Source organism: Synechococcales cyanobacterium T60_A2020_003 (genome assembly GCA_015272205.1).
Classification (GTDB): domain Bacteria; phylum Cyanobacteriota; class Cyanobacteriia; order RECH01; family RECH01; genus JACYMB01.
On sequence record JACYMB010000104.1, the window covers coordinates 1 to 14,689 of the forward strand.

12 protein-coding genes and 1 pseudogene are annotated in these 14,689 nt (G+C 51.6%); 6 read left to right on the forward strand and 7 right to left on the reverse strand.

The annotated features are described in order from the left end of the window. The 3 genes from IGR76_05195 to IGR76_05205 form a co-directional block, all read right to left on the reverse strand. Nucleotides 1–417: hypothetical protein (locus IGR76_05195; GenBank protein ID MBF2077915.1), on the reverse strand; the 417-nt coding region annotated here is incomplete at its 3' end. After that, nucleotides 414–821, reverse strand: a complete 408-nt coding sequence (locus IGR76_05200; GenBank protein MBF2077916.1) for a heme utilization protein HuvX — start codon at nt 819–821, stop codon at nt 414–416. The genes IGR76_05195 and IGR76_05200, both read right to left, overlap by 4 nt. Before the next feature lie 179 nt (nt 822–1,000). Continuing rightward, nucleotides 1,001–1,516: a hypothetical protein gene (locus tag IGR76_05205; GenBank protein MBF2077917.1), complete on the reverse strand. Its 516-nt coding sequence runs from the start codon at nt 1,514–1,516 to the stop codon at nt 1,001–1,003. A gap of 836 nt (nt 1,517–2,352) precedes the next feature. On the opposite strand from IGR76_05205, the gene IGR76_05210 reads away from it, so the two are divergent. After that, nucleotides 2,353–3,555, forward strand: coding sequence for a class I SAM-dependent methyltransferase (locus tag IGR76_05210; protein MBF2077918.1), 1,203 nt, complete (start codon nt 2,353–2,355; stop codon nt 3,553–3,555). A 111-nt stretch (nt 3,556–3,666) separates the two neighbouring features. Continuing rightward, nucleotides 3,667–4,590, forward strand: coding sequence for a transglutaminase family protein (locus IGR76_05215; GenBank protein MBF2077919.1), 924 nt, complete (start codon nt 3,667–3,669; stop codon nt 4,588–4,590). On the opposite strand, the gene IGR76_05220 is transcribed toward IGR76_05215, so the two are convergent. Beyond that, nucleotides 4,587–5,705 carry a hypothetical protein gene (locus IGR76_05220; GenBank protein ID MBF2077920.1) on the reverse strand — a complete coding sequence of 373 codons (1,119 nt, stop codon included), beginning with the start codon at nt 5,703–5,705 and terminating at the stop codon, nt 4,587–4,589. The genes IGR76_05215 and IGR76_05220 overlap by 4 nt on opposite strands. A gap of 291 nt (nt 5,706–5,996) precedes the next feature. Between IGR76_05220 and IGR76_05225 the strand changes: the two genes are divergently transcribed. Both IGR76_05225 and pyrC read left to right on the forward strand, forming a co-directional pair. Further along, complete coding sequence (locus IGR76_05225; GenBank protein MBF2077921.1) at nt 5,997–7,859, forward strand: glycosyltransferase family 39 protein; 1,863 nt, start codon at nt 5,997–5,999, stop codon at nt 7,857–7,859. A 46-nt stretch (nt 7,860–7,905) separates the two neighbouring features. Next, nucleotides 7,906–8,937, forward strand: a complete 1,032-nt coding sequence (pyrC, locus tag IGR76_05230) for a dihydroorotase (GenBank protein ID MBF2077922.1) — start codon at nt 7,906–7,908, stop codon at nt 8,935–8,937. 71 nt (nt 8,938–9,008) lie between these two features. Here the strand turns inward: pyrC and IGR76_05235 are convergent, their stop codons facing one another. Next, nucleotides 9,009–9,602, reverse strand: a complete 594-nt coding sequence (locus tag IGR76_05235) for a glyoxalase-like domain protein (GenBank protein ID MBF2077923.1) — start codon at nt 9,600–9,602, stop codon at nt 9,009–9,011. Between the two features lie 86 nt (nt 9,603–9,688). Then, a complete protein-coding gene (locus IGR76_05240; protein MBF2077924.1) occupies nt 9,689–11,248 on the reverse strand; it encodes an FAD-binding oxidoreductase in 1,560 nt (519 codons plus the stop codon). A gap of 230 nt (nt 11,249–11,478) precedes the next feature. On the opposite strand from IGR76_05240, the pseudogene IGR76_05245 reads away from it, so the two are divergent. Together IGR76_05245 and IGR76_05250 are read left to right on the forward strand one after the other, a co-directional pair. Then, nucleotides 11,479–12,166, forward strand: a pseudogene (locus IGR76_05245) (IS1 family transposase). Then, entirely contained in the window at nt 12,106–12,507 is a 402-nt protein-coding gene (locus IGR76_05250) for a hypothetical protein (GenBank protein MBF2077925.1), read from the forward strand. Before IGR76_05245 ends, IGR76_05250 begins: the two are co-directional and overlap by 61 nt. 7 nt (nt 12,508–12,514) lie before the next feature. On the opposite strand, the gene IGR76_05255 is transcribed toward IGR76_05250, so the two are convergent. Beyond that, nucleotides 12,515–14,107: an NAD(P)H-quinone oxidoreductase subunit 4 gene (locus IGR76_05255; protein MBF2077926.1), complete on the reverse strand. Its 1,593-nt coding sequence runs from the start codon at nt 14,105–14,107 to the stop codon at nt 12,515–12,517. Nucleotides 14,108–14,689: the final 582 nt, after the last annotated feature.

Below are 14,689 nucleotides of genomic sequence, written 5' to 3' on the forward strand. Positions count from 1 at the left end.
CAATCCATTAAAGGCGCGATCGGCGATGATGGGGGCGTTGGTACTGGACGGTTTGACCCGTTCTACAGGAAAGAAAGACGACCGACCTGAACCAGATTTTTCAACGAACCGAGCTTGGAACGGAACGGGTTGATTCAGGAAATCGCGATTGCTGTCAAATCCTGGGGTGATGATCTCCGGGGCGAGGGGAGCTGCCAGATCCACCAGCGTCGTTTCCACATCCCATGTGCCCAAAAACCAGTCGGGATAGAACAGGTCACCTTCGGCGGGTTGCACCGGAGGTTTAGTGTGCCAATTTGGAAATTGTCCTAGGCGATCGCTCAATGCACCTGCCCACGCCTCAGCGCTACACAGCAACCACACCAACAGCAGCATCACCAAAAAAATCCATTGGGCTTTGCGTCGTTTCTTCTTCATAGGGTTTCGATGGGGTTGGGTGTCCAGAGTTCACCGTATTGATCTTTGAGGGTTGCCCAAGATTCCACCTGTCCAGGTTCGTACTCTCCGGGCTTCCCCCACTGGAGAAAGAGACTTAGCGCAGGGTCGCCGCTCTCATCGAGAAACCGGATCGCGTAGGTGGTGAAGTTGCCGCGCTTGGCCTCACCTGTTTCAAACTTGACCTGGGTAATTTTGTCCATGTTTAGGTGAAACTCGAACGCATCCTGATGCATGTTCGCGTACTTGCCCTTTGGCAATTCGGCATAGAACAGCTTTTCCACTGTCCCACGAGCTTCTAAAACAGCCGCGCTGCTGGTCACAATCAGGCGCACGGTTCCTAACGACGTACACGCTTCCAAAAAGTCTTTGAGGGTTGCAGTCATGGCGATTATGAAATAATGCTTCGGAGTCAGTATACCGCTCAATATCGCGCAAACTCGTACAATCGTGACTCACCGTTCAACGGCTCCCAGGGCTTTAAGATTCATTTTCTGAGGGATGGAAAGACCCTTGATCCCAGTAATATTCATGCCTTCGTAGGGGCGATCGCTCCTAAAGGTTTTCACTGGTTAATAAAGTTGCCAATACCATACCCAACTGCAGCTTCAGGTGCGCTACGTAATGCTGATAATAGCGATCGCAGATATGGCTCTAGTTGCTGATTGGTGTGCTGGACTGTTTGACAAAGTTGTTCGCTAATCGGGTGAAGAATGAGGCGAATTTGACTGTCTCGGATGTAATCTAAAACGGTGGTTTTCAGAATTGCGTAGTGGCTGAAGACTGTAACATGACCCTCCAATAGTTCAGCAACAAGCTGTTGGATAAAATGGTCTGGGACATATTCCATAATCACAGGCTGCTGCGTGTATTCGATTGCGGATGTAGCCTCATCATGAGACACTCGCGTTTCGATTAAGCTGCGGCAGACCAGGGATTCCAAGGCTTCGAGAAGATTGGCACGGGAAATACCTGGAACGATGTCGTCTTGTAGAGTGGCGATCGCTGTCCATTCTCGATTAAGGGCTAACCAATACATGATGGTTTGCTCTAAGGGCGACAATCGAGGTGCCCGAATCATTGTAGGAACCCTAGTCAATAGTGTTGGGAATTATGCATTGACGCTTTAAAAGCTCGAATTTCGAGCTTAGAACTATCAAGAATTTATTGGGTTAGTCGTTTTTTGCCAAATTTCTCCGCACAGTCGTTCTGTAGAGTGACTGGTTATTGGAATCCTATTTGATTTTTGAAAGTTTTTTAGCTTCTCCGTGAAAGCCCCGCACTCTGCCGAAGGCGAGTGTCGGGATGAAAGCGGGGCGGTTGCGAGTCCCCCTTGCAGCTATGCCAAGCAATCGCGGGGCGGCGGAGAGGGGAGACGAGCAAACCGCCAGCCTGGTATAATTGGCTAAGCATCGCAGGGTTGATTTCCCCTGATAGGTACGCTTTCGACCGACAACTGGAGTTGACCGACCCGTAGGCCTAGGCCGCAAGTCTCCCGTTTCCAAGGTTGCAATAGAGAGCATTTTTGAAACAGCACAGCAAACCTCCTTGGTGGAAAAAATTGTCAACAGTGGGGCTGGGCGTCTTCCTCACTATAAAAAGCTCGAACCCGGTAACCAGTGGTAGAACACTTCCGGTGGGAGAAGCCCGCACCGTATGTTTGCATCGGTGTCGGGAGTACGTCACAGTAGAGCCTTTGCGGCGTAAGAGTTTGATTCCCTCTAAGTATGTATACTTGGAAGGAATCAAACTAGATTGCGCTATGGTGATGTCTCACTAGGAGACAAAGACATTAATGCGCTTCCTGATCGATGGACTACGGCAATCTAGCCGTCGTTCCCTGAATGTTAACGGCTCGACCCAGATCTATAGAGGAATCGGAGTAGTCTTCTGTCTTTAATCCGAAACAGCCCGTCAATGGAAAACCGTTCATCCCCTTTCCCCTCACCTGATGCCAGCACCTCTCTTAGAGACCACATCGCGGATCTAATTCAGACGCATCCCGATCGCCGGATTCCTTTCACAGCATTTATGGACGCGGTGCTGTACCATCCCCAGTACGGCTACTACAGTACCCAAGAGGCCATTGGCTCCCGGCGGGGTGATTTTGTCACCTCACCGAATCTCTGCGCCGACTTTGGCGAACTCCTGGCCGAACAGTTTCGGGAGATGTGGGAGCGGTTAGATCATCCGAATCCATACCGATTAATTGAAATGGGAGCCGGACAGGGACGGTTAGCCGATGATATTTTGCAGTACCTCCAGCGGCAGGCTCCAGACTGCTTTGAGGCTGTGCAGTATGGGATTGTGGAGCGATCGCCCCAACTGATTGCCCAACAACGGGAACGACTGAACGCATTGACCCACAAAATCCAGTGGTATACCTGGGACACCATTCCCTCAAACTCGGTGATTGGGTGCTTCTTTTCCAACGAACTCGTGGATGCGTTTCCGGTGCATCAGGTTATCCGTCAGGATGGGCAGCTTCAGGAAATTTATCTCACGGTGGATGAGTCTGGGACATGGCGCGAAGTCAGCGATCGCCCCTCCACCGACGCCCTGCAAGCCTACTTTGACCGCATTGAGATTGACCTCACTAGCGATGCCTATCCCGACGGCTACCGGACTGAGGTTAATTTGGCGGCGTTGGATTGGTTAAAGACGGTGGGCGATCGCCTGCATCGGGGCTACATCCTCACCATCGACTACGGGTATCCGGCTCAGCGCTATTACAGTCCAGCGCGTTCCCAGGGCACGCTGCAATGCTACTACCAGCACCAACACCACTCCGATCCCTACCTTCATCTCGGTCAGCAGGACATAACGGCGCATGTAGACTTCACAGCCCTAGAGCGACAGGGTGAACAGGGCGGACTTCGCACCGTTGGCTTTACCCAGCAAGGGCTATTTCTCATGGCGCTAGGATTGGGCGATCGCCTCTTGGAACTGTCTACGCCAAAATCTGGCTTGGACTTGCAAACCATTCTGCTGCGCCGCGAAGCCTTACACGGTCTTGCCGATCCTACAGGGGTGGGCAACTTTGGCGTTTTGGTGCAAAGCAAAGGAATGGAGGGGGATGGAGCAGAGCTTAAAGGATTCCGGATGCCCCCGATGGGATAAGTCTGTAGCGAACTTTCCTTGATCAGTCCCGGAGAGTCCTTTATGGTTTGCTTGAACCGTTCGTGCATTAGCTCTCATCATTAATCCCCTTTGCCCTAATTCTCAAACACCGTGCGCTATCAAATTACCCATCAAACCGCGTATATCTACAGCGAGCCCGTTGCCCTCGCGCCGCACATGCTGCGGTTGCGTCCTCGCTCGGATGCCAACCAACAGCTCCATCGGTTTGACCTGAGCATTGAACCCGCTCCCGTCGGTCAGTCAGCGATGATCGATTTAGACGGTAATTCTATCCATAAAGTGTGGTTTTCAGACACTCCCGTTTCGGAACTGCTGATCACCACCGTTTCGGAGGTGGAAACCCTCTGCACTAATCCGTTTGCCTACTTGCTCGACCCGTGGGCGGTGAATCTTCCCCCTGCCTATTCCGACAGTCCACCGCTAGGGTTGCAGCCGTACCTAGCCGGATACCTGAGCAAAATTCCCGGAGCGATTGATCCCGTTGCCGCTCAGCTTGCCCAAGAGGTTTGGTACGAGGTTTCTGGGAATACGGTTGCATTTCTCAGCACGTTAAACCAGCGCATTTACGAGCACTGCGGATACACCATTCGCGAGACGGGTGGGCCCTTTCCCCCCGGTGTAACCTGGACAAAAAAATCCGGCTCTTGCCGGGATGTTTCGGTACTCTTCATGGAGGCGTGTCGTGCGATGGGGTTAGCGGCCCGGTTTGTGAGCGGATACCAAGAAGGGGATGTGGACACGAACGATCGCCATCTCCATGCCTGGGCAGAAGTATATTTGCCGGGGGCAGGCTGGCGAGGGTTTGATCCCACCCATGGGCTAGCGGTGAGCGATCGCCATATTGCCCTAGTTGCGTGCCCCCATCCCCAAGATGCAGCCCCTATTACTGGAACATTGCTTAAGGGAGGGGTGCGATCGCAAATGACGTATACCCTAAAGATTACGGGACACGAACCGACCGAGGTGACGGGCGATCGCCAGACAACCTCCTCCCTAACGCAACAGCAGTCCTAGGGATTGGTAAACAGATCGTTAATACCACTACCACTGCGATCGCGTTGGTTATTGCCAAGATTGGCATCGTCGTTAAAGGGATTGCCGTCTATGAAAATGTCGGGATCGTAACTGATCACCACACGATAGGTAGGCGGAAATTCCCCTTCGGCTGGTGATGACGCATCCCAACTGCGAGAGTAGGACAGCTTCAGTTTTTGACCAGGGGCAAGGTCTTCAAAGTTCTTTTGTGCCCGCAGAATTGGACTGCTGCCGAGGGGAATCTCGTAGAGGAAAACACCTTGCTGTCCCGGACTGGAATCAAATAGGGAATCGCCAATATTCTCGACCACGCCTGTAATCTTGACCGTTCCCCGAAACTGGGAGGTTTGATTGGTGATGGCAAACTGAATCTGTGTAGCCGCCGGATCGGCAGGTTCCAAGGACTTCAGGGTTAAATCATAGGGCGTGTTGAAACCCGTGCCTTTGGGCGTAACCCGCAGGTAATAATCCCCGGCCTCTAAGTTAAAAATTCCATCTCCTGAGTAGCCGCCTGCCGAGCTACGTGCCTCTTTAGCGACGATCTTCTCAACCAGATCGCCATTGGTGTCCAGCACGTCAACTTGGGTCGCCCCCTTAGTACTATCGAGTCCTAGGGCAAGACCACCATCCTCGGTCTGTTCAAATTGGTAATAGTCGCTGAGATCGGCATCACCCACATAGTCGGAATAACTCGCCTGGGATGAAGATACCGTAATCGGTCGTGCTGTCCCCAAGGAATTACCTGCCAAGTCAGGATAGGCTGCCGCTTTGAGCGTGTAAGCTGTTTCGCCAATGCGAAGCTTGGGATCGCGCGACACTCGCAGGTAGTATTTACCTGCCTCTAACGTTGTTTGGATTTTGCCGTCATCAGCTTTTTGGAGAACCTTGCCCTTCCGATTTTGGAGTTCAAGGTCTGTAGAGACGCCCTTCAGCGAGACGGCTAGGCTGCTACGCGCCCCAAATTTGAGTTGGAGAAAATCATCAAAGTCACTACCACCAATCCGATCTTTGAACAGAATGGGCTTGGTACCAAGATTACGAAATGCAGAGCGATTGGCGTCAGCAATACTGTTGTCAGCTTTATCGTTTGCCATGGGGGTTGCTCCTTCCAAATGGCTATATGTAGGGAGTTCTGTATCGCAGAGAACCATGTTGTCCTCGTTGTCCTCTACGTTAATTATTGCTGATACAAAATAAACGGACTCTATTCCGCAGAGCTGGCTTGGCGATCGCATCGCCATCGGTCGCGCTCTACGCAGCCGAAACCTCTGCCCATCTAAACGCGTCCATCGTAGAGCATCTAGTCTTCGCGCCCCCTTTAGCGCTATAAAGATCAGGTTGTGATGTTGACACGGATCTCCAGTTAGAAAACGTTGGAAAAATTCATGGGAATTCAGATTGGGCGACCAATTCAACCACTGGTGAAAGCATGGGATAGCTATGCTGCGATCGCCTGGGTATTTGCAGGATTATGGCTCTTTCTCCTGTGTGTCCTAGCCTTTGGATGGCGACTGGGCGGCATTGGCCTCATTGATGAAACCGAACCCCTGTTTGCCGAAGCTGCACGGCAAATGACCGTCACCGGAGACTGGATCACCCCCTACTTCAACGAAGCGACCCGGTTTGATAAACCCCCGCTGATCTACTGGCTGATGGCGATCGCCTACGAAACCTTGGGCGTTCATGAATGGTCGGCACGGCTCCCCTCTGCACTGTCGGCCTGCGCGATCGTGGTTGCGGGATTTGTGACTCTGCGGTATTTCGGGTTTCCTCATCCAGCGGGTGTCCCCAACGAGCAATCGCACCCGTTGAGCGTTCAAAGTCTGCCCGCAACCGTCAACCGTCAGCTTTGGCTCTCCGCCTGGATTGGGGCAGGGATTATGGCCTTTACCCCCGAAATCATTGCCTGGGCACGGACAGGCGTATCGGATATGCTGCTCACGGGCTGCATGGGACTGGCGCTGCTGTGCTTCTTTTGGGGATACGTTCACAATCAGCAACCTGGAACCCAGCGCAACTGGTATTTGGGATTCTTTGTTTGGAGTGCCCTTGCGGTATTAACCAAAGGCCCTGTTGGGATTGTGCTGCCTGTTTTGATCATTGGTGCGTTTGTAGGCTTTACCAACACCTGGCGATCGCTCTGGCGCGAGGTTCCCTGGCTTTGGGGCAGTCTTCTATTTCTGCTGATTTCCGTCCCTTGGTATGTGCTCGTCATCCAGGCCAATGGAGAGGACTATATTGATAGTTTCTTTGGCTACCACAACCTGGAACGCTTTACGGAAGCCGTAAACGACCATTCGGCTCCCTGGTTTTTCTACTTCATTGTGACCTTGGTGGGGTTCTTTCCATGGTCGGTGCATTTGCCCGTGGCGATCGCCCGTCTTCGATTTTGGAAACTGGCTGAGTGGCGCAACCAACCCCGCACAGCCCATCTCAGCGTCTTTTTGCTGATTTGGTTTGCTGTAATCTTTGGGTTCTTTACCATCGCCGCCACCAAACTACCGAGCTATCTGCTGCCTGCGATGCCTGCAACGGCAATGCTGATGGGGCAGTTTTGGAGTCATCAGGTGCTAGGGATTGTGCGATCGCCCCGTTCCACCTCGCGGGCGGTGCTGGTGAGCCATTGGATCTTTGTCGTGCTGGCGATCGCCTTTGCAGGGGTAATTTTCCGGGCACCGTGGCTAATTGTGGATAAATCCATCCCTAATTTGGTAGACGTTACACGACACGCGATCGCCATTCCGGTGGGCGTTGCCGTGTGGCTGGGCATGGCGATCGCTGCAAGTATCCTGATCTTGATGCGGAAAGGTCGCTGGATTTGGGGCGTGCAGATTGTCGGATTTGCGATGTTTTTAATCCTCTCCATCCTGCCCTTCATCGACACCCTCGATGCCATCCGCCAATACCCGATTCGCGCCGTTGCCGAAACGATTCTGGAGGAACGACAGCCCAATGAGCCTGTGGTGATGGTGGGCTTTAATAAACCCAGCATTGTGTTTTATAGCCAGCAACCCGTCACCTTTTGGTCGTTGCCTCGCCAAGCGATTAACCGCATTCGTCGGGAGTATGAACGCCAAAATCCAGACCTGGACTCGATTCTGATAGTGGGACAGTCGCGCAAAATCCGAGAAACGGAAATTCCAGAGACGCTTTACACGGTCTTGAATGAAGTGGATGCCTACTCGGTCGTGCGCTTACCGTTGCCGTTACCCAAGACCTTAGAAGCACCCAAACAGGAAGAGGAGTAACATTCCAGTTGAATCGCGACCTAGATAGCTGTTCTATGATGGAGGGATGCAAACGCTTACGATAACCCGACCCGACGACTGGCATCTGCATCTCCGCGACGGTGCGGCGCTAAAGGCAGTGCTGCCGCATACAGTGCGCCAATTTGCCCGTGCCATCGTCATGCCAAATTTGAAGCCTCCAGTGCGATCGATTGCCGATGCTGCTGCCTATCGCGATCGCATCCTAGCAGCGATCCCGCCTGGTCAGCACTTTGAGCCGCTGATGACCCTTTACCTCACGGACAACACCAGCCCGAATGAGATTATCGCGGCCAAAGCATCCCCGTTTGTCAAAGCGGTCAAGTACTACCCAGCAGGGGCTACGACCAATTCAGATTTGGGCGTGACGGACATTAATAAGTGCGATCGCGTCTTTGAAGCGATGCAGCAGGTCGATATGCCGTTATTGCTGCATGGGGAAGTAACCGATCCAGAGGTTGACGTGTTCGATCGTGAGAAGGTGTTTATCGAGAAACATCTGATCTCGCTCAAGCGGCGATTCCCAAACCTGCGCGTAGTCCTTGAACACATCACCACCTCGGATGCCGTAGAGTTTGTCCTGGCAACCCCCACTATCGCCGCCACCATCACGCCACAGCATCTATTGTTTAGCCGCAATATTCTCTTCAAAGGCGGCATTCGTCCCCATTTTTACTGTTTGCCCATTTTGAAACGGGAAGTGCATCGTCAGGCGCTTTTGCAAGCCGCAACCTCTGGAAATCCCAAGTTTTTTCTAGGCACCGATAGCGCTCCCCATGCCCGCAATAGCAAAGAAAATTCCTGCGGCTGTGCAGGGTGCTATTCAGCGCTGCACGCTATGGAGCTATACGCTGAGGCGTTTGAGCGCGCTAATGCCCTGGATAAACTGGAAGCGTTCGCCAGCTTCTATGGCCCAGACTTTTATCAACTCCCACGCAATACCGAACAGATTACGTTAACTAAAACCACCTGGCGGATTCCCGATGAAGTACCCTTTGTTGATGACTCTGGACTCGTACCCCTAGGGGCAGGGCAGGAGATGACGTGGCAGATGGCTTGATTCCATTAGCGTGAAACCGTAGACGGGCGATCGCCTCTCCGTCCACCTCTCAAATCATTGCCGAGCGAGCGTTAATTGGAAATCTCGGCAATCTCAATCACGCGCCCTTCGAAATCCTTCACCAGAAAATTCATCGGCTTTTCGCGGCGCAGCTTGTAGCGGAGGCGGCGCGTTTGCACCCGCAAGAAAATTTGCTCTAAACAATCATGATCGAAGCTGACATGGCGTTGGCGATCGCGATGTCCATAGCTTGCGCCCGAAATCACATGAAGCTGAGTATTTTTCCGCAATTGATACCACAACCCTTCCGGCATCGTGGATTGGGTTGTCGTTCCCAGGGTGCCAGCCGACATGTAGAGCGGATCAACCGCCGTTGCGCCAATCGTCTGCTCGTAGTTGTAGTAATACTGAAGCGGCACATCCGCTGAGGGCAATTCCAGCATTCCCTCATAAAACTGACGGGCAATGTCCAGATCCGTCACCATGATGGTGAACACCTTCGGTGCGCTATTCAAAAACATCCACATTGCTCCGGCATACGCGACAAGGAGCAATACCATAATGCCCTGGGTAGACAGCAAGCCATCGATCGTCGGCAGTGCTGCCAGGGTTAAAGGATGGGGGGTGGTCAGACCAGATGCGATCGCACCGTTAAGAGCACTCATGAACATGGGCTAAATTCGAAGGTTACTTCCAACATCACTACTTCCGATCATAGGCGCGATCGCCCAAACCGACCGTCAAGAGTTCATCAATCCTCCTGACCAGAGCCGTACATCCAGGCCTCAAGCTGGCGATCGCCATAGTATTTCAGCCGAGGTGTCCCCTGCTGGAACAGGGGCGAAATCTGGTGTCCCGCCGCTGCCAAAGCTGTATAGACGCCCAGATTCACATAGTGTTTCATCCAGTCTAGCAGGGCAGGCAAACCAACCTGGGGCAAAATCCGGGTAATCAGCAGCGGATGGCGTAATCCTGTCCAAAATAGGGTTTGAGCCAGGGGCGAAAATTGCACGACATCCTGCAAAAACGGTTTCAGTACCCCATCCCCCAATTGCGCCATTTCCCCAAATACCGCAGACAGCACCCGATTCACATGGTCGGGCGACAGGGTTTGATGTACCCCCACGCTCATGGATTTCTGAAACAGCCAGGTGACGCTGAGGTTGGGTTGATACGGTTGTAGGGCTGCCAACGCGTTTCGGGTTAGCAAATCTTGGGACAGAGCATCGTGGATTCCCGTGGTTAACCGCTGGAGATGGCGCAACATCGCCCCAAATCCTCCAAAACTCAAGGGCGACTGCACGCCGCTACTATCTCCGGCAAACAGCACCCGATCCCAGGGCGATCGCAGTGGACTGTTGCGGTAGCTGGGGAAAAAGCCAAACAGGGCACGTTTAATCGTCAGTTGATCGAGAGAAACCGACTGATACTCCGGCAACAGTCGCCAGTACTCATCAAACAAGTCCTCCAAACTGGGACGACTCGGTTCCGCATCTACGTAGGTAAATAGGTAGGTGGTGCGTCCATCGCGGGCGGGAAACGCTTCCCAAAAGTACTGACACTGGTTCTGAATCGGCGTGAAGGACGCAAACAAATCTCCGGTTTCATTCTCCGGAAAACCTTCCGCGCAAGTTCCGACGACCATACAGACGGCATCGGGGGTTTGACCCTTTCGAGCTTGCTGAGCAATGGGCGAAAAATGTCCCATCATGTCGATCATCAGCCGAGTCGTCAGCGTGTGAGGCGTTCCATCCGATTCAGTGGCGATCGCCACTCCATTGGGATGCACCGTTGCCCCCGTAAACGCCATTTGTTCCAGCAGTTTGCCCCCGTTCGCCAAAAACGTCGCTTTCAGCCGATCGAGCAAATAGACCGGATCAACGCCAATATTCAGCACGTCCTCAACGGCGATCTCCATACCATCAGGAAACTTCACCCAGGCAGGATTATATTCTGTGGCGATCGCCGCCTCTAGGTCTGCCGCTGTGAGTAACTCCAGATCAACTAAAACCTGAAGCTCCTTTCGGGAAATATTCCACTCCTGATCCCTTCCCCGCAGCATGCCCCGTTCGATCAAGGCGACCCGCCAGCCCTGCCGCACCAATGCCCCCCCTAGCATGATGCCCAATGTGCCTCCGCAGATCACTACATCCCAATCGGGGGACTCTAAGGGCGTAGATGCGGTGGTGATTACATTTGGGACCGGACGCGATCGCGTTTTGTAGGATTCCCAAAGGCGATCGGCGCGGCGGAGATTGTTGAGAGTTCCGGGCAAGGATGCCAGAAGTTGTTCGGTTGTACCAGTAGTCATGAAGTGATTCCACACGAGCCTGAGATCTAATCTATTAAATCTATTAAATCTAATAAATCTAAGGCTGTTGTTATACCAATCGCCCATGAGGTGATAACGTCACCCCGCAGGATGAAAATCTATTTTCAGAGCAACTCTGAGTGTTGAGTTCTCAGTTTTGAGTTGTGAATGCGTCGCTACGCCAGGTTAACGGCGTTGCTGAATTAAGGTATGAATTAGGGTTAGAGTCAATGCAATGTCCCGAATGCCAGTCCACGCCCATCCGTAAGAAAGGCAAGAAGGGTAAACAGAATCACATCTGTGTCGATTGTGGGTGATAGTTTATCGATCGTTATGAACCGCGTCGGGGTTAAAGCGAGGACGTCAAACGAGAATGCTTAAAGATATACACCAATGGCATGGAATTTCGCGGTATTGAACGCGTCAAAGGCGTGCATCATACAACGATTATCTACTGGGTCAAACAGATTGGTGAACGTTTGCCAGAGGCATATGATCCTGAGACTGTCCCCGAAGTTGGGGAACTCGATGAACTCGAAACGTTTGTGGAAGCCAAAAAACAAAATTTGGCTGTGGACAGCGGTAGACCACTTCACGTCAGGGATATTGGGTTGAGTGCTAGGCGACCACAGCGCTGAGACGTTTGCCCCCTTGTGAACAGTTGTGGCGCAATGGCAATGCTACTTCTATGTCACCGATGTTTGGTCTGTTTATCCGGGGTTTATTCCAGAGGGAGACCAGATCGTGAGCAAAACCTATATGGCCCGAGTTGAGTCAGAGAACACGCGCTTACGGCACTACCTAGCACGCCTACACCGTAAGACACTGTGCTATTCCAAGTCCGAGCAAATGCTGAGATGCTCAATCCGTTTGTTACTTCATTACCTCAAATTTTGGGATGTACCCGTTCCCATGTAAATTCATACCTTAATTCAGCAACGCCGCCAGCCTCTGTCGTCAATCCTATCGAACAAGTCTGGCAGTACTTGAAAAAGCGGTTGCGCTGGCAACGGCCTTGTAACCTGGATGCGTTACGGGTTCTGATTCGCGTTCGCTTGCTGGAACTCACTCCTGCTATCGTTGCCTCTATCATCGGCAGAAGGTCTATTTTGGACGCTATATCTGTAGCTGGTATTGAAGGAATTGGTATAGTCCCTCTCCTAAGAAACAAAAAACAGGGACAAGGCTCGAAATCTCCTCCCTGCCATGTTTTTATGCTTTGGGCGATCGTCAAATGGGAGCGATCGCCCAAAGATTGAAACCAACTCAGTCTTGCCCCTGAATCGCAAAGATTTGCGGAGCAATAAACGCCTGAGGCAGAAGCTGGACAGGACGTTCAGCAACCAGAGGTAGACTCTCGCGAATTTGGCTCGCGACAGCAACGGTTTTCACGTCGTACATCCGGGTAGCCAGCTTAGGATAAACGCCAATCGCGATAATTGGAACAATCAAGCAAGCCGCGATGAATGCCTCGCGAGGATTTACATCCGTCAGATTGAAGCGCTCTACTAAGGACTTGTTCTCCGCCCCGTAGAAGACCTGGCGCAGCATGGAGAGCAAATAGATGGGAGTTAGGATCACACCGATTGCGGCCAGTAAAACAATAGATGTCTTGAACAGGTTGCTGTAAGCATCGCTGGAGGTGAATCCTAAGAAGATAGTCAACTCGCTCACAAAGCCACTCATTGCCGGAAGTGCAAGGGATGCCATCGAACCTGCCGTGAAGAAGGCAAAGGTTGTAGGCATACGCTTGGCCATACCACCCAGTTCGTCCATCGAAAGGGTATGAGCACGCTCATAAACCACACCAGACAGGAAGAACAGAACTGCGGAAATTAGACCGTGAGACACCATCTGTAGAATTGCTCCACTCAAACCGATGGTGGTAAAGGATGCAATTCCCAGTAGGACAAAGCCCATGTGGGCGATCGAGGAGTACGCCATCCGCCGCTTCAAGTTGGTCTGGGCAAAGGCAGTCAGTGACGCATAGATAATACTCACAACACCCAAAATAGCCAATACAGGCGCAAAGTAAGCATGGGCATTGGGCAGCATCTCCATATTCATGCGGATTAAACCATAGCCTGCCATTTTGAGCAGTACGCCTGCCAGAATCATTGAAACGGGAGCCGGAGCTTCGCCGTGAGCATCGGGCAACCAAGTGTGAAACGGAAAGATGGGAAGCTTGACACCAAAGGCAATCAGAAATGCTACATATACGAGGATTTCAAACGGTAAGGAGTACTCCTTAAGCGCCAGCTCCTGCATGCTAAACGTCGTTACATCACCGTAAAAGGCCATTGCAAACGCCGCTAGCAAAATAAATAGAGAACCTGCTGCCGTGTAGAGAATAAACTTAGTCGCAGCATAGAGCCGATTCTGACCTCCCCAAATCGAGATCAGCAAATAGACAGGAACAAGCTCCAGTTCCCACATCAAGAAGAACATCACCAAATCCTGTGCCACAAAGACACCAACCTGGGCAGAGTACATCACCAGGATTAAAACGTAGAAGAGGCGCGTCTTATAGTTGATCTTCCAAGATGCCAAAATGGCTAGCGTTGTAATTAAGCCTGCCAGAATAACCAACGGCATGGACAGACCATCAGCGGCAACGGTCCAATTAAGACCAATCTGCGGAACCCAACTATAGCTTTCAACAAGTTGATAGTTTGGATTTCGCAGATCGTAGTTCTGCCAGAAGGTATAGAGAATAAAGAAGAACTCGGAAACCGCTACTCCCAATGTGTACCAGCGAATAAGCCGACCGTTTTGACTGGGCAAAAACGGAATCGGGATAGAAGCGATCAACGGAAAGACAATCAGGGCAGTAAGCCAGGGAAATTGAGGATCGAGCATGGGTTCGTACCCTAAATCAATGTTGCTGCAGTTGAGACTCAGGCCATCAAATCCTTGATTCAGCGTTCGGACAGGGCTTAATCTGAAACACTCTGATATAAAGAGGCGAGGGAAATCAGCGTAACCATCAACCTGTCGTATCGATATGCATTAGGACGCTGGAAATACAGGTTTCAGCTTAATCAAATGCCCTCGAACCCAAATCCCTAGTCACTACTTGTCTGAGAGACAAGGAACAACTCGACTGTTTCAGCAGTAAGGATTTGTACCTAATCAAGTACCATTATACCCGCTTTTGTTAAGTTAGTTAAACTTAGATGTCCTTTATTTTCAAGTTTTTATTCAATGCTTTACACAGACTGAAGTCGGGGATCCTTATCTAGGTAGAGCTACTCTTGTGTCCCTAAACTGATTGACCTGAAAGGGTTTTGGCATTTTTGAGTGGCAGTTTAGCACTACTCGGAGCGAATTAATTTTATCCGATCAAAAAAATAATTTCCCGTGGAATTAGCTGGTTATAAGATTTTGAGGCGATCGCTCCTCTCAAGATAAGGAAAGTACAATACGAGCCATTGATTTTGT

Coding starts and splice junctions, on each gene's coding strand:
- IGR76_05200 (MBF2077916.1), bottom strand. CDS start 821: ATGACTGCAACCCTCAAAGACTTTTTGGAAGCGTGTACGTCGTTAGGA.
- IGR76_05205 (MBF2077917.1), bottom strand. CDS start 1,516: ATGATTCGGGCACCTCGATTGTCGCCCTTAGAGCAAACCATCATGTAT.
- IGR76_05210 (MBF2077918.1), top strand. CDS start 2,353: ATGGAAAACCGTTCATCCCCTTTCCCCTCACCTGATGCCAGCACCTCT.
- IGR76_05220 (MBF2077920.1), bottom strand. CDS start 5,705: ATGGCAAACGATAAAGCTGACAACAGTATTGCTGACGCCAATCGCTCT.
- IGR76_05225 (MBF2077921.1), top strand. CDS start 5,997: ATGGGAATTCAGATTGGGCGACCAATTCAACCACTGGTGAAAGCATGG.
- pyrC (MBF2077922.1), top strand. CDS start 7,906: ATGCAAACGCTTACGATAACCCGACCCGACGACTGGCATCTGCATCTC.
- IGR76_05235 (MBF2077923.1), bottom strand. CDS start 9,602: ATGAGTGCTCTTAACGGTGCGATCGCATCTGGTCTGACCACCCCCCAT.
- IGR76_05240 (MBF2077924.1), bottom strand. CDS start 11,248: ATGACTACTGGTACAACCGAACAACTTCTGGCATCCTTGCCCGGAACT.
- IGR76_05250 (MBF2077925.1), top strand. CDS start 12,106: ATGCTCAATCCGTTTGTTACTTCATTACCTCAAATTTTGGGATGTACC.
- IGR76_05255 (MBF2077926.1), bottom strand. CDS start 14,107: ATGCTCGATCCTCAATTTCCCTGGCTTACTGCCCTGATTGTCTTTCCG.